General features: G+C 62.6%; 13 protein-coding genes. 6 read left to right on the top strand and 7 right to left on the bottom strand.

The window, feature by feature from the left end; translation table 11 throughout:
• Positions 1–20 precede the first annotated feature (20 nt).
• Positions 21–809, bottom strand: a complete 789-nt coding sequence (locus NKH95_RS25055; RefSeq protein WP_023811078.1) for a DUF3108 domain-containing protein — start codon at positions 807–809, stop codon at positions 21–23.
• 272 nt (positions 810–1,081) lie between these two features.
• Between NKH95_RS25055 and rpmB the strand changes: the two genes are divergently transcribed.
• The 3 genes from rpmB to NKH95_RS25040 all read left to right on the top strand — a co-directional run bounded on the left by rpmB (position 1,082) and on the right by NKH95_RS25040 (position 2,972).
• On the top strand, positions 1,082–1,378 hold the full coding sequence (gene rpmB / locus NKH95_RS25050) for a 50S ribosomal protein L28 (protein WP_013529373.1): 297 nt from the start codon (positions 1,082–1,084) through the stop codon (positions 1,376–1,378).
• A 182-nt stretch (positions 1,379–1,560) separates the two neighbouring features.
• On the top strand, positions 1,561–2,241 hold the full coding sequence (locus NKH95_RS25045; RefSeq protein ID WP_352441749.1) for a queuosine precursor transporter: 681 nt from the start codon (positions 1,561–1,563) through the stop codon (positions 2,239–2,241).
• A 59-nt stretch (positions 2,242–2,300) separates the two neighbouring features.
• Complete coding sequence (locus tag NKH95_RS25040; RefSeq protein ID WP_352441750.1) at positions 2,301–2,972, top strand: spermidine synthase family protein; 672 nt, start codon at positions 2,301–2,303, stop codon at positions 2,970–2,972.
• Here NKH95_RS25040 and NKH95_RS25035 read toward each other — a convergent pair.
• From NKH95_RS25035 to NKH95_RS25020, 4 genes are all read right to left on the bottom strand, one after another.
• The gene (locus tag NKH95_RS25035) at positions 2,947–4,011 is read right to left on the bottom strand and encodes an esterase-like activity of phytase family protein (RefSeq protein ID WP_352893571.1); all 1,065 of its coding nucleotides are present in this window, start codon (positions 4,009–4,011) and stop codon (positions 2,947–2,949) included. The genes NKH95_RS25040 and NKH95_RS25035 overlap by 26 nt on opposite strands.
• Positions 4,008–5,909, bottom strand: a complete 1,902-nt coding sequence (gene cobT, locus NKH95_RS25030) for a cobaltochelatase subunit CobT (RefSeq protein WP_352893569.1) — start codon at positions 5,907–5,909, stop codon at positions 4,008–4,010. The genes NKH95_RS25035 and cobT overlap by 4 nt, the downstream gene beginning before the upstream one ends.
• Before the next feature lie 11 nt (positions 5,910–5,920).
• Positions 5,921–6,907 (bottom strand): cobaltochelatase subunit CobS, encoded by a 987-nt coding sequence (gene cobS, locus NKH95_RS25025; RefSeq protein WP_023811073.1) that lies wholly within the window; start codon positions 6,905–6,907, stop codon positions 5,921–5,923.
• 123 nt (positions 6,908–7,030) lie between these two features.
• Complete coding sequence (locus tag NKH95_RS25020; RefSeq protein ID WP_032909134.1) at positions 7,031–7,660, bottom strand: J domain-containing protein; 630 nt, start codon at positions 7,658–7,660, stop codon at positions 7,031–7,033.
• Positions 7,661–7,841: 181 nt separating this feature from the next.
• On the opposite strand from NKH95_RS25020, the gene NKH95_RS25015 reads away from it, so the two are divergent.
• On the top strand, positions 7,842–8,144 hold the full coding sequence (locus tag NKH95_RS25015; protein WP_128304678.1) for a BolA family protein: 303 nt from the start codon (positions 7,842–7,844) through the stop codon (positions 8,142–8,144).
• 30 nt (positions 8,145–8,174) lie between these two features.
• Here NKH95_RS25015 and NKH95_RS25010 read toward each other — a convergent pair whose 3' ends face one another.
• Positions 8,175–9,728, bottom strand: coding sequence for an acetolactate synthase large subunit (locus tag NKH95_RS25010; protein WP_128304679.1), 1,554 nt, complete (start codon positions 9,726–9,728; stop codon positions 8,175–8,177).
• A 100-nt stretch (positions 9,729–9,828) separates the two neighbouring features.
• On the bottom strand, positions 9,829–10,635 hold the full coding sequence (locus NKH95_RS25005) for an alpha/beta hydrolase (RefSeq protein WP_352554447.1): 807 nt from the start codon (positions 10,633–10,635) through the stop codon (positions 9,829–9,831).
• Between the two features lie 241 nt (positions 10,636–10,876).
• Here NKH95_RS25005 and NKH95_RS25000 point away from each other — a divergent pair, with 241 nt between their 5' ends.
• Together NKH95_RS25000 and NKH95_RS24995 are read left to right on the top strand one after the other, a co-directional pair.
• The gene (locus tag NKH95_RS25000) at positions 10,877–12,826 is read left to right on the top strand and encodes a PrkA family serine protein kinase (RefSeq protein ID WP_352723208.1); all 1,950 of its coding nucleotides are present in this window, start codon (positions 10,877–10,879) and stop codon (positions 12,824–12,826) included.
• A gap of 17 nt (positions 12,827–12,843) precedes the next feature.
• Positions 12,844–14,154 carry a YeaH/YhbH family protein gene (locus NKH95_RS24995; RefSeq protein ID WP_352441756.1) on the top strand — a complete coding sequence of 437 codons (1,311 nt, stop codon included), beginning with the start codon at positions 12,844–12,846 and terminating at the stop codon, positions 14,152–14,154.
• Positions 14,155–14,160: the final 6 nt, after the last annotated feature.

Below are 14,160 nucleotides of genomic sequence, written 5' to 3'. Positions count from 1 at the left end.
CGCGCCAATTCCGCGCCTGGCTATTGTACGGCTTCGAAACGCCCGGCGCTGATGGTCAAGGTGCCGATCTGCGTGCCAACCGTGGCACGGATCGGCGCATATACGCCGGTTTGGCCGAGCGGTGCAAACGTCACCATCATGCGGCTTTTGTTCTTGAGATAGTTGAGCGCCTTGCGGCCCTTGCGATAACCCGCCACCGGCTCGAAGCCCATCTGGCAGGTGACGGTGTCGCCCTTGTAGCCCGGGACCGAGATCGTGCCTTTCGACGCGTAGGTCAACGTCAGGTCGGCACGCATCTCGCCGTCATAGAACTTCACCGTGCGGCCGCAGACCTGGTCGAGACTGTCGGCATGAATGACGGTGGCGGCCATGGGATCGAGCACCGATGCCAGGTCGCCGGCACCGAGCGGTACCCAGTTCTTGGGGTCGCGTTTGCCTGGTGCCGGTACGACCTTCGTCGAAGTGACCCTGCCATTGGCAAAGCGGATATCGACCACCGATGCCTTCTTGCCGGAGGTGTAGTCGGCGCGGAATGCCTGCGGCACCATCTTTTTGCCCGCAATCGTGCCTTTGGACGAGATCGTGCCGCGCGTGTCGTCGAACAGCTTGGCGAGACCGGCCGCGGTGACACTGCCTTGGATCGCGTAGGCGCCGTTCTCATAGCGGCTGGAAAACGTTGATTTCGCTATCGAAAGACCAAGAAACGACACCGTGTACTCGCCCTTGAACGACTGCGGCGAGGCAGCAGACGCGGCGGACGGCAAAGCTATGGCAAGCATGGCAACAAGGGCATGTGGCGAACGAAGCATGGCGGGATCGGGTCCTTGATTTTGGGCCGGAGGCGGGCAACTCCGGTCTGGCATGTCCCTATGGAACCGCTTATAGGATGAATTCCGGCCTTAATATGAAAATGCCGGGCGCGCCGTGGGCAATGCAGGGGCTGGGCAAGCCGGAGCTTGACGCCTCGGCGAAATGCAACTATGGAACGCCAACTTTTTCCATAAGGCCGCCTGACCAGAACCGCGCGCCACCCGGCGTGGGCTTGAGTGTTTGGCAGACCCGAGAACTGAAGGTTAGAACAATGTCCCGCACCTGCGAACTCACTGCCAAGGCAGTCATGTCCGGCAACAATGTGAGCCACGCCAACAACAAGACCAAGCGTCGCTTCCTGCCGAACCTCGTCAATGTGACGCTGATTTCGGAAGCGCTGAACCAGAACGTGCGCCTGCGCATTTCGGCCAACGCGCTGCGTTCGGTCGAACATCGCGGCGGCCTCGACGCCTTCCTGGCCAAGGCAGACGTCAAGGAATTGTCGCAGCGCGCCCGTTTGCTGAAAAAGCAGATCGCCAAGAAGACCGCCGAGCAGGCTGCCGCTTAAAACAGTTCAAAGGCGGGGGACGACCGCCCTGGCCGACCTCTTGTTGGCCTCTGGCCAACATCTTGTTGGCCTGAGCATCGGATCGAAGCCGCAAGGTTTGGCAATCCGGTGCCCACATACGAAGGCAAGCATCGCCCGCATGGGCATGGTGCTTGGCTGGTTCCATTACCCAGGATAAAAAAATGACTTCCTTCTCGCGGTATTTGCCATTCGTGGCCGCCATGGCGCTTGTCGTCGTGGCATCGAACATTCTCGTGCAATTCCCGATGCAGGGTCAGATCGGCGGCCTCTCGCTGGCCGATCTTCTGACCTGGGGGGCCTTCACCTATCCCTTCTCGTTCCTGGTCACCGACCTCGCCAACCGCCGCTACGGACCCACTGCGGCGCGCCGGATCGTCTTTGTCGGCTTCATGACGGCGGTGATCTGCTCGATCCTTGTCCCGCCCTTCCTGTTCCGCCACGGCCTGATCGAACTCGAGACCGCCGCCGACCGGCTGGTGCGTATCGCGGCCGCGTCCGGAGCGGCGTTCCTCAGCGCGCAACTGCTCGATGTCACCGTCTTCAACCGGCTGCGCCGGCAGAGCTGGTGGCGCGCGCCGATCATCGGCACGCTGGTCGGGTCGGTGTTCGACACCGCCGTGTTTTTCACCGTCGCGTTCTCGGCCGCCTTCGCCTTCGCTGGTCCCAACGACGGCTTTGCGTTGGAAAACGCACCCTTGATGGGCATCTTCCATGTCGACGCGATGCGTTGGATCTCCTGGGCGCTGGGCGACCTCAGCGTGAAGCTGATCATCGCCGTGGTGGCGTTGATCCCCTACCGTCTGCTCGCGGCCCGTTGGAGCCAGCCGGCGGTAGCGGCTTAAACCATGATCCCGAAAAGTGGGACCCGGTTTTCGGAAAAGATCATGGTCGGACAAAGATCATGATCCCGTGGGTCCAGCTCGATTCGGCCAAGATCCCGGATGGCGCACAAGAACTTCGCCTCAAGCGGCGCGGCACCGAATTCTCGATCATGCTGGGCACCAACGAACTGATGAACAGCCGCCTCAGCGGTTCCGAGGAAGCGCTGGCAAAACTGTCCTGCGAGCGGATTGCCGGCCAGAGCCGGCCCACAATCCTGATCGGTGGGCTTGGCATGGGTTTTACCTTGCGCGCCGCACTCACAGAATTGGCCAATGATGCCGGAATAGTCGTCGCCGAACTGGTGCCCGCCGTCGTCGCCTGGGCACGTGGCCCGATGGCCGAAATCTTTGACGGCTGTCTCGACGATCCTCGCGTCACCATCCAGGAAACCGATGTCGGGCAGTTGATCCGGTCGCGGCCCGCGGCCTGGGACGCCATTCTGCTCGATGTCGACAACGGCCCGGAAGGCATCGTCCACAAATCCAACGACGCACTTTACAGCGTGCACGGCCTCGCAGCCGCACGCAGCGCCCTGAAACCCGGCGGCGTGCTGGCAGTGTGGTCGCAAGGCCCCGACATCGGCTTCACGCGGCGGCTGAAGCAGGCAGGCTTCGGGGTCGAAGAGGTCAGTACGCGCGCCAACGGCAAGCGTGGCGCCCGCCATGTCATCTGGATCGCCACCAGGACGTAAAGCCGGCGGGCTCATCCTGGTGGAGAATGAATTCCAGATAGAGGTTGCGCTGCAGGATCGAGTGGTTGTCGTCGGAGATCAGCGACACCATCAGCGCGCCGTCGCCGCGGGTCCAGACGTCGAGCCCTTCCATATTGTCGATCTGGTAGCCCATGTCGGCCTCCAGCAGCACCGGCCCGTCGGCGACCGCGCCCTTCTCGACGCTTTCGCCATAGATGCGCCGCAGCCGCATCTTGACGCCGCTGGCCATCGAGAAACTGCGCTCCAGAAGCAATAGGTCGCCATCCGGCAGGAAGGCCCCGTCGGTAATGTCGAAATCGCCATTGCGCTTGACGGTAAAGACGCCCTTGTGCGGTCCTTCGATGATGGCGGCATAGATGTTGCCGGCCTTGTCCAGGCTCTTCTCGGAGACCACGACTAGGCCGCCCTCATGCTGGCCGTTGGCATTGGCGTGGGTGACGGTCTCGAAGCCGCGATTCTGACGCAGCTCGCGGGCCGGAACGGCGAAATCCAGCGGCTTGAAGGGTGCCTTCATGTCGTTGGAGTCGATCTTGAACTGGGCGACGCGGTGGCTGCGCTCGAAGCCGACGGTGGCGATGCCGTCCTTGACCGCGAGACCTTCCGCATCGACCTCCCATTTCCTGTCGATCGGCCGGCCGGTCTGGTCGACCATCTGCTGCATGCGGAAATTCTGGATGCCGGAGGGTCGCTTTTCCGCGTCGCGGACCACCGTACCGAAGAACCAGAAGCCGGTGTCGGCAACGCCGATGAAGTCACCGCCGGCTTTCAGGAAGCGGAAGGCCGACAGCGCGCCGAAATCGCGTGTCGGCGAGGTCATCTCCAGCCCGCCGACGAATTCGAACGGGCCGAACTGCTTGCCGGCACGGCCAATGTGGAATTCGGTGATCGAGCGGGCCGAGATTTCGACCGGTTCGACAGAACTAGAGTCGGCCGAACCGGCTGCCGCCGAAGCCACGCCGGAAAGCAGGGCGACGGCGGCGAAAAGCGTCTGCTGAAAGCCGCCGCGCCTGGAAATCATCCGGCGCGCCGCATACCACCGCCGCGTCGCGTATCCTTCGCGCTTTCCTCGGCGAACAGCGAAGCCAACTGCTCGGTCATGGCGCCGGCCAGTTCCTCGGCATCGACGATGGTGACAGCCCGGCGGTAGTAGCGCGTGACGTCGTGGCCGATGCCGATGGCCAGCAGTTCCACCGGCGAACGCGTCTCGATCAGCTCGATGACGGCGCGCAGATGGCGCTCGAGATAATTGCCCGGATTGACCGACAGCGTCGAATCGTCGACCGGCGCCCCGTCCGAGATCATCATCAGGATCTTGCGCTGCTCGGGCCGGGCGATCAGCCGGTTGTGCGCCCACAGCAGCGCCTCGCCGTCGATATTTTCCTTGAGCAGGCCTTCGCGCATCATCAGGCCGAGATTGCGCCGTGCCCGCCGCCACGGATGGTCGGCGGACTTGTAGATGATGTGGCGCAGATCGTTGAGCCGGCCAGGATTCGGCGGCTTGCCGTCCTTCAGCCATTTCTCGCGCGCCTGCCCGCCCTTCCAGGCCCGCGTGGTGAAACCGAGGATCTCGACCGAGACGCCGCAACGCTCCAGCGTGCGGGCCAAGATGTCGGCGCAGGTTGCCGCGACCGTGATCGGCCGGCCGCGCATCGAGCCGGAATTGTCGAGCACCAGCGTCACCACCGTGTCGCGGAATTTGGTGTCGCGCTCCTGCTTGAACGACAGCGGCTGCATCGGGTCGATGACGACCCGCACCAGCCTTGCCGGGTCGAGGTAACCCTCTTCAAGGTCGAAATCCCAGGAGCGGTTCTGTTGTGCCATCAGGCGACGTTGCAGCCGGTTGGCCAACCGCCCGACGACGCCGGACAGATTGGCCAGCTGCTTGTCGAGGAAGGCGCGCAGCCGGTCGAGCTCTTCTTCTTCGCACAGTTCCTCGGCCCCGACCGTCTCGTCGAAAGCCGTGGTGAAGACCTTGTAGTCGATTTCCTTCGGCAGATTGGTGAAGGGATTGTCGTTGCGGCGCGCCTCGCCGGGCGTTTCGGCATCGGCGTCGTCATCGTCGGACAGGTCGTCCGCGGTGGCGTCGGAGGCTTCGGTCTCGGCCGACTGTTCGTCATCGGCCGAAGCTTCGGCGTCCTCGGACTGCGACTGCTCGGAGCCGGAATCCTCTTCGCCGCCCTCCTCGCTCTGCTCCTCGCCTTGCGGCTGGTTGTCGTCATTGTCCTCGGAATCTTCAGTCTCCTGGTCGTCGCCGAGCTCCTCGGCCATTTCCATGGAGGCGAGCATCTCGCGCACGACCCGGGCGAACGCCTGCTGGTCGCCGAGCTTGGCCGACAACCCGTCGAGATCGGCCTTGGCCTTTTCCTCGACCCAAGGGCGCCAGAGTTCGACCAGCCGCTCGCCGCTTTTCGGGATCGGACGGCCGGTGAGCTTCTCGCGCACCATCAGGGCGAGTGCTTCCTCGATCGGCGCGTCGGCCTTGTCCTTGACGTCGACGAGATTGGCCTTGGCGTATTTGTCCTCCAGCATCGAGCCGATATTGTCGGCGACGCCTTGCATGGCGCGTGAGCCTATCGCCTCGACGCGAGCCTGTTCGACCGCGTCATAGATGGCGCGGGCCGCCTTGCCTTCCGGCGCCAGCTTGGTGTGGATGCGCACATCGTGGCAGGCGCGCTTCAGCGCCATGGAATCGCCGAGGCCGCGGGTGATCGCGATATCGGTCTTCGACGCCTTCTTCGGCAATTCTGGCAGACGCGCACGGCTGCCGGCGAGCGCCGGCCGGTCCTTGGCGAAGCCGACCTCCAGCTCCTTGTCGCCGGCGATGGCGCGCATGCAGACGGTGACGGCGCGCTTGAAGCCGTCGGCTTCAGAACCCGTCTTCGACTTGTTGCGCGTGTTGTCGCCCGGACCCGCCATCGAGACTCTGCTTAGCCCAGCACCACGTTGGCGGCGCTCTCGGGCAGATCCTCGCCAAAGGCGCGCTGGTAGAACTCGGCCACCACCGAGCGTTCCAGTTCATCGCACTTGTTGAGGAAGGTCAGCCGGAACGCCATGCCGATATTGCCGAATATCTCGGCATTCTCGGCCCAGGTGATCACGGTGCGCGGGCTCATCACGGTCGACAGATCGCCGTTGATGAAGGCCGAACGCGTCATGTCGGCGACGCGCACCATCTTGTTGACGATGTCCTTGCCCTTGCTGTCGCGATAGTGCTTGGCCTTGGCCAGCACGATGGCGACTTCGTTGTCGTGCGGCAAATAGTTCAGCGTGGTGACGATCGACCAGCGGTCCATCTGCGCCTGGTTGATCTGCTGGGTGCCGTGATAGAGGCCAGTGGTGTCGCCGAGGCCGACCGTGTTGGCGGTCGAGAACAACCGGAAGGCCGGATGCGGGCGGATGACCCGGCTCTGGTCGAGCAGCGTCAGCCGGCCCGACGATTCCAGCACGCGCTGGATGACGAACATCACATCCGGACGGCCGGCATCGTACTCGTCGAAGCACAGCGCGACATTGTGCTGGTAGGCCCAGGGCAGGATGCCGTCGCGGAATTCGGTGATCTGCAGGCCATCCTTGACGACGATCGCGTCCTTGCCGACGAGATCGATACGGCTGACATGGCTGTCGAGGTTGACGCGCACACAAGGCCAGTTAAGCCGGGCGGCAACCTGTTCGATATGGGTCGACTTGCCGGTGCCGTGATAGCCCGACACCATGACGCGGCGGTTGTAGGCAAAGCCCGCAAGGATCGCCATCGTCGTGTTCTTGTCGAAGAGATAGTCCGGGTCGATGTCGGGCACATGCTCCGATGTCACCGAATAGGCCGGCACCACCATCTTGGACTCGAAGCCGAATTTCTCCTTCACCGACACCGTCGTGTCGGGCAGGTTGGCGATGTCACGATCGACCTTGTTCATATCTCTCAACGTCTCCACGGGCGAAACGTCTGATTTCGCCGGCAATCGATTTTGTCCGGGGGCGGTCTTAGAGCCTTTTCCAACCTTATGAAAGTTGGAAAACGACACGAACCGTATGGTCGCTCAGCACAGGCCCGCCTGTTTGAGCACGCGATAGGCCTGCAGCACATCGCGGAACCGGTCTTCCGAACCTCTGTCGCCACCATTCGCATCCGGATGGTGCTGTTTCACCAGTTCCTTATAGCGCGCCTTGATCTCCTTGCCAGTCGCCTTTGTATCAAGGCCAAGCGTTTCCAGCGCCTTGGCCTCAAGCGGCTTGGCCTTGCGCTCGCGCGCCTCGCGCGGATCCTTCGGTCCCTTGAACAGGTCGAACGGGTCGCGCATGCGGTTATAGTAGCCGGCCCGGCCGGAACGCATCTGGGCCATATCGGGCGACGACCGCGTCGAGGCCCCGTTGGCGCCCATCTTCCAGGTCGGCCGGTGCCCGGTCATGGCTTCCTTCTGGAAGCGCGCGACCTCGGTGTCCGGCACGCCGGAAAAGTAGTTGAAGCCCTTGTTGTACTCGCGCACATGATCGAAGCAGAAATGGAAATACTCGCCCTCCTTCATGCGCCCGACCGGCGCACGATGGGTGCCCGCTTCCTTGCAGCCGTCCCACTGGCAGATCGGCGAGTGCGACTTCAGCTCCGCGTCCTTGTCGGGGCGGACGCGAATCTTCTCGAAATATTTGGGGTACGGCTTCATCTTACCCATTTATGGGGCGTTCGCAGATGCGAAACAAGAATTGACATTTTCGCGATCATCGCCCTAACCGCTGAATCGCGGCATAAAGCAGGCGAATGGCGGATTTTGTTGCACGGCGGCGGCCCCTCGCGAAACCGATTTTCGGTTTCCAGGCCGAGACGCCAGCGATATTTGGTGAAGGGAGATGGCGATGTCCATAGAGGCGACCATGGAAGACAAGCTCAATAAGGCATTTTCGCCGGACAGGCTGGTTATCATCAACGAGAGCCATCTCCATGCCGGTCACCACCATCACGGCTCCGACCACCACGGCACTTACGACGGCACCGGCGAGACGCATTTTCGCGTCCGCGTCGTCGCTTCTGCCTTTGCCGGCATGAGCCGCATCGACCGTCACCGCGCCGTCAATGAATTGCTTGCCGATGAATTGAAGGCCGGCGTGCACGCGCTGGCGATCGAACCGGCGGCTCCCGGCGAAAAGACCCGCTGGTAGCTCGGTTCCGCCTATCGTTTTTCGCCGCGCTCAGAGCACCGCTTCGATGAGGAACGGCCCGCGCCGTGACAGCGCGCTGTCCAGCAGCGCCTCGAAGCGCTCGCACGTATCGGCGCGGGCCGCCTCCACGCCCATGCCTTTGGCCAGCGACACCCAGTCGAGCGAGGGATAGTCGAGGTCGAGCATGCGCCTGGCGTTCTCGCCGATGGCGCCGACGCCGACATTCTTCATCTCGCCATGCAGGATCGCATAGGTTCGGTTGGAAAACACGATCGTCACCACGTCGAGCTTTTCCCGCGCCTGCGTCCACAATCCCTGCACCGTGTACATCCCGCTGCCATCGGCCTCGAGATTGATCACCTTGCGGTCCGGACAGGCGATTGCCGCCCCGGTCGCCATCGGGATGCCGCCGCCGATCGATCCGCCCGTGCCCATCATGTAGTCGTGCGGCGCTGCAAAGGCCGACAGCGCGAAGAAACGCCTGGCCGAGGTGACCGCTTCATCGCAAATGATCGCATCGGCCGGCAGTTTGCGCGCCACCGACAGCGCGATCGCATCTTCCGTCAGCTTGCCGCTCGGCGTTGCCTCGTCGGGAAAAGCGGCCGCGACGACCTGTCGTTTCGGCGGCTTGATGCCAAGTTCGTCGCGAAGCGCCTCCAGCGCCGCATGCAGATCTTCGCCATGGGCGGCCAGTGTCAGCACCTCGCAGCCTTCCCGAACGAGCCGTCCCGGTTTTCCCGGATAGGCGAAGAAGGCAACCGGCTCCTTCGCGCCGACCAGGATCAGAACATCGACATCCCTGAGCACAGCCATCGCCGCGTCGACCGGATAGGGGATGCGGGCCGGCGCGACACGCCCGCGCCCGCGTTGCATCCGTGCGATCAGAACCTCGCCGAACAGCCGGACGTCGCTGCCCGTCGAGATTTGCCCGGCGATGGCGAGCGCATCGGCGCGTGCGGCCTTTCCGCGAACGATCATGCCTGCCCGGCCCGGAGCGGCACGGATCGCCGCGGCGACCTTGCGCACGGCGTCCATATCGACGGCCGGCGCTGGCACCAGCTTCACCTTGCCGACCGAAACCGCGTCGACTTCGCCCCAGGCGGCATCCGCCGGCAGGATCATCGTCGCGACGCCGGGTGGTGTCAGCGAGGCGCGAAAGGCTGCTTCAGCTGCCGGCGCGATATCGGCCGGGCCCTTGACGCGGCCGACCCAGTTGGACATCGGCGCCGCAAGGCTTTCGATATCGCTGGTGAGCGGGGCATCGAGCGGCAGATGGTAAGAGGCGTGGTCGCCGACGATGTTGATCATCGGGCTGAAGGCACGCCGGGCATTGTGCATGTTGGCGAGTCCGTTGGCCAGGCCGGGACCGGTATGCAGCAGCGTCGCGGCCGGCCGATCGGTCATCCGCGCATAGCCATCGGCGGCCCCGGTCACCACCCCCTCGAACAGCCCGAGCACGCAACGCATTTTCGGCTTGCGGTCAAGTGCTGCAACGAAGTGCATTTCGGAGGTGCCGGGATTGGCGAAGCAGACCGTCACATCGTTGGCCAGAAGCACGTCACACAGGACATCGGCACCGTTCATGCAATTCCCTCCCGCTCACGATCGAAGAGCACTTGCACCCTGGCGCGCCCGCACAGCAATGTCCCGCCGCCACTTTTGATCTGATCCAGTGCCGTAAAGATCAGCCAACCGTCGATTTCAGGAATGCCAGAGCGGCCGCGGTCAGCGCGTCGCCATCCTCGCCGAAATCCCGATTGATCGACATATGCGTGTAGGCGCTGCCGTCGAACAGCGTGACCTTGGTGCCGGTCGCGCGCAGGCGCTCGGCAAAGGCCTTGGAGTCCTCGCCGCGGCCAGGGGCGCGCGAATAGGCAATGAAAGTCGGCGGGTGCCTGCGGCCGTCGACATGGCTGGCCGGCGACAGTGCCGCCCATTGCGCGGGATCGGAAAAGACGCGGGCATAGGCCCGCACCATGCCGCCCTTCTTGGCAAGTGCTGCAAGATCATAGGCCCTGGTATCGTCGAGAATGAGCGCAGCTATGCCGGGCAACCCGCCGCGCATGCCGGTCAGCGCAATCAGATGGCAGCCGGCCGAATGGCCCATGCCGACGATGCGGTTGGGATCGCCGCCATGCCGGGCGATGTTGGCCCTGATGTAGGCGTAGGCCTTTTCGACGTCACCGGCCTGGGTGGCGACATCGGCCTGCGGCAACATGCGGTAATCGATAGAGACGAAGCAGAAGCCGTTGGCGAGCAGGAAGGCCGGTTTGGCGTCGACCTGACTGCGTTTGCCAAACTGCCAGGTGCCGCCATGAACGAAAAACACGACCGGCAGGTCCATTGCACCATCGGGCGCATAGATGTCGAGCTTGGCCGGCCCGTAGTCTAAGGTTTTTGGCGTGGGTCGGCGTGTTTCCGACGCGGCCGATGCTTCCAATGGCAGCATCGCCGCCACCGAGGCCATGATCAGGCTTCGTCGATCGATCATCACTGTCTCCTGACGAGGCAAGACTGCACGCGGCGGCCCCAGCCGTCCAGTCAGGGATTCGCCACACACCCGCTACCCGCGCTGAATACCGCTCCGCACCGAGCGCCTTGATCCCGGAGTGGCCTCAAATCCTTATGATCGTAGCCACCTCTTCACATGAAGGGAACAAACGGTACCCCCCGACAGTTGAATGCGAGGTGAGCCGAATGGAAGCCACAGCGGCTCCGAGGGCAAAAGCATCATGCGAGAGAACCAGTCTGACGTCTTCGATCTGTTTTCGGAAATTTACACCAACGCGACGCAGGAAGAGATCAGCATCCAGCAATATCTCCTTGCCTGCCGCGAGGACAAGTCGATGTATGCCTCAGCGCCTGAACGGATGGTCGAGGCGATCGGCGAGCCGAACCTGGTCGACACCAGCAAGGATGAGCGGCTCGGCCGCATTTTCTCCAACCGGACCCTGAAAGTGTATCCTTCCTTTGCCGATTTCTATGGCATGGAGGACACAATCGAGCGCATCGCCGGCTATTTTCGCTATGCGTCGCAGGGGCTCGAGGAGCGCAAGCAAATCCTCTATTTGCTCGGCCCGGTGGGCGGCGGCAAATCCTCCCTTGCCGAGCGGCTGAAGAAGTTGATGGAACAGCGCCCGATCTATACGCTGAAGGTCGGCAACCAGGTCAGCCCGGTTTTCGAATCGCCGCTTGGTCTTTTCCATCCTGATCGCATGGGCGACCTGCTGGAGGAAAAATACGGCATTGCCCGACGCCGGTTGAACGGACTCATTTCGCCATGGGCGGCCAAGCGCCTCGACGAACTTTCCGGCGACATTTCCAAGTTCAGCGTCGTCAAGCTGATGCCTTCGCGACTGCGCCAGATCGGCATCGCCAAGACCGAACCCGGCGACGAGAACAATCAGGACGTTTCGGCCCTGGTTGGCAAGGTAGATATCCGGCAATTGGAAAATTTCAGCCAATCCGATCCGGACGCCTATTCCTATAGTGGCGGACTGAACCGGACCACCCAGGGCCTGCTTGAATTCGTCGAAATGTTCAAGGCGCCTATCAAGGTCCTGCATCCGCTGCTGACCGCCACCCAGGAAGGCAGCTACAACGGCACCGAAAATTTCGGCGCCTTTCCCTATCAGGGGATCATCGTGGCTCATTCCAACGAGTCGGAATGGCTGCAGTTCAAGAACAACAAGAACAATGAGGCTTTTCTCGATCGCATCCTCGTGGTCAAGGTGCCGTATTGCCTGCGGATAACCGAAGAGCGGCAGATCTACGAGAAACTGCTGCGGGAGAGCGAATTGGCCGCCAGTCCCTGCGCTCCAGAGGTGCTGGACATCCTCAGCCGGTTTACCGTCTCGACCCGGTTGGCCGAGCACGACAATTCGCCGCTCTACACCAAGATGCGCGCCTATGATGGCGAGAACCTCAAGGAAGTCGACCCCAAGGCCAAGTCGGTTCAGGAATATCGGGACGCCGCCGGTGTCGACGAGGGCATGGCCGGCGTCAGCACGCGCTTTGCCTTCAAGATCCTGTCGCAGACCTTCAACTATGACACCGAAGAGGTGGCCGCCGACCCCGTGCATCTCATGTACATCCTGGAGGAGGCAATCAAGCGCGAACAGTTTCCGAAGGAGACGGAAGCCGCCTATCTGGAGTTCATCAAGTCCGAGCTGGCCGCGCGGTATGCCGAATTCATCGGCCATGAGATCCAGAAAGCCTATCTGGAATCGTACAGCGAGTACGGCCAGAATCTTTTCGACCGCTACATCGCCTATGCCGACGCCTGGATCGAAGACCAGGACTACAAGGATCCCGACACCGGCCAGATCCTCAACCGCGAGGTTTTGGACAACGAGCTTTCGCAGGTCGAAAAACCGGCCGGCATCGCCAATCCCAAGGACTTCCGCAACGAGGTGGTGAAATTCACGCTGCGCGCCCGTGCAAGAAACCATGGCCGCAACCCGGCGTGGACAAGTTACGAAAAGCTGCGGGAAGTCATCGAGAAACGCATGTTCGGCCAGGTCGAGGACCTCCTGCCGGTGATCAGTTTCGGCTCCAAGCAGGACAGCGTCACGGAAAAGCGGCACAATGAATTCGTGCAGCGGATGGTCGAGCGCGGCTACACCGAGCGGCAGGTTCGTCGCCTTGTGGACTGGTACATGCGGGTGAACAGGGCGGGTTAGAGAACCCGGATGGTTCCATGCCGATCTTCATCGACCGCCGCCTGAACCCGAAAGACAAGAGTCTCGGCAATCGCCAGCGCTTCCTCCGACGCGCGCGCGAGGAATTGAAGCGGAGCATACGCGACCAGATCCGCACCGGCAGGATTGCCGACGCGGATTCCGAGCACGCCGTGCGCATGCCCGAAAGAGGCACAAGCGAGCCGAGCTTCAACAACGCCGGCGACACCGGCAGGCGCCAGCACATCTTGCCGGGCAACAGGCATTTCTCCGCCGGAGACCTGATCCCCAAGCCCGGCGGAGGCGGCGGGGGAGCATCGTCCCCGGGAAACAAGGCATCAGAGGACGACTTTCGTTTCGTACTGTCGCGCGAGGAAGTGCTCGATCTGTTCTTCGAGGATCTCGAGCTCCCGGACATGGTCAAGCTCAACCTCAAGGAGATCCTTGCCTTCAAGCCGCGCAGAGCCGGCTTCGCCGCCACCGGTTCGCCGACCAACATCAATGTCGGCCGCACGATGCGCAACAGCCACGGCCGCCGCATTGCGCTGAGGCGCCCCAAGCAGGTCGAACTGGATGTCCTCCTCGAGGAAATCGCCTCGCTCGAGTCGGCGCCATCCAGCGTCGACGCGCGCCAGCGTATTGCGGCATTGCGCGAAGAGCTTGACCGGCTGGAACGACGCCGCCGCCGGATTGCCTATGTCGATCCGGTCGACATCCGCTTCAACCGCTTCGATTCCCGGCCGGTGCCGAACGCCAATGCCGTCATGTTCTGTCTGATGGACGTGTCCGGGTCCATGGGCGAGCGCGAGAAGGATCTGGCCAAGCGTTTCTTCGTGCTGCTGCACCTGTTCTTGAAACGACGCTACGACCGCATCGAGATTGTCTTCATCCGCCACACGCACCTGGCTCAGGAGGTCGACGAGGAGACATTTTTCTACAACACCCAAAGCGGCGGCACCGTCGTTTCCACCGCGCTGGAGGAAATGCACCGTATTATCGCCAGCCGTTACCCGGCCCACGACTGGAACATCTATGCCGCCCAGGCCTCGGACGGCGACAATTTCGCCGGCGATTCAGAGCGATGCATTTCGCTGCTCAACGGCGAACTCATGCGGCTGTGCCAATATTTTGCCTATGTCGAGATCATCGACGAGCGTGAAGCCCATATTTTCGGCTCGACCGAAAACGGGACGTCGCTGTGGCGTGCCTATAACGCCATCGACCAGAAGTGGCCGAACTTCCAGATGAGCCGCATCGCCACACCCGCCGATATCTACCCGGTCTTTCGCCAGCTCTTCGGCAGGCAGCCGGCCTCCCTCAAGAGAGCGTGAGGGTTC

The organism is Mesorhizobium sp. M0848 (genome assembly GCF_040319805.1).
Lineage (GTDB): Bacteria > Pseudomonadota > Alphaproteobacteria > Rhizobiales > Rhizobiaceae > Mesorhizobium.
This window is presented reverse-complemented; position numbering and strand designations above follow the sequence as displayed.

What these genes read in the sequence shown, in the direction of transcription:
- NKH95_RS25055 (WP_023811078.1), bottom strand. Translation starts at nt 809, where the DNA reads ATGCTTCGTTCGCCACATGCCCTTGTTGCCATGCTTGCCATAGCTTTG.
- rpmB (WP_013529373.1), top strand. Translation starts at nt 1,082, where the DNA reads ATGTCCCGCACCTGCGAACTCACTGCCAAGGCAGTCATGTCCGGCAAC.
- NKH95_RS25045 (WP_352441749.1), top strand. Translation starts at nt 1,561, where the DNA reads ATGACTTCCTTCTCGCGGTATTTGCCATTCGTGGCCGCCATGGCGCTT.
- NKH95_RS25040 (WP_352441750.1), top strand. Translation starts at nt 2,301, where the DNA reads ATGATCCCGTGGGTCCAGCTCGATTCGGCCAAGATCCCGGATGGCGCA.
- NKH95_RS25035 (WP_352893571.1), bottom strand. Translation starts at nt 4,011, where the DNA reads ATGATTTCCAGGCGCGGCGGCTTTCAGCAGACGCTTTTCGCCGCCGTC.
- cobT (WP_352893569.1), bottom strand. Translation starts at nt 5,909, where the DNA reads ATGGCGGGTCCGGGCGACAACACGCGCAACAAGTCGAAGACGGGTTCT.
- cobS (WP_023811073.1), bottom strand. Translation starts at nt 6,907, where the DNA reads ATGAACAAGGTCGATCGTGACATCGCCAACCTGCCCGACACGACGGTG.
- NKH95_RS25020 (WP_032909134.1), bottom strand. Translation starts at nt 7,660, where the DNA reads ATGGGTAAGATGAAGCCGTACCCCAAATATTTCGAGAAGATTCGCGTC.
- NKH95_RS25015 (WP_128304678.1), top strand. Translation starts at nt 7,842, where the DNA reads ATGTCCATAGAGGCGACCATGGAAGACAAGCTCAATAAGGCATTTTCG.
- NKH95_RS25010 (WP_128304679.1), bottom strand. Translation starts at nt 9,728, where the DNA reads ATGAACGGTGCCGATGTCCTGTGTGACGTGCTTCTGGCCAACGATGTG.
- NKH95_RS25005 (WP_352554447.1), bottom strand. Translation starts at nt 10,635, where the DNA reads ATGATCGATCGACGAAGCCTGATCATGGCCTCGGTGGCGGCGATGCTG.
- NKH95_RS25000 (WP_352723208.1), top strand. Translation starts at nt 10,877, where the DNA reads ATGCGAGAGAACCAGTCTGACGTCTTCGATCTGTTTTCGGAAATTTAC.
- NKH95_RS24995 (WP_352441756.1), top strand. Translation starts at nt 12,844, where the DNA reads ATGCCGATCTTCATCGACCGCCGCCTGAACCCGAAAGACAAGAGTCTC.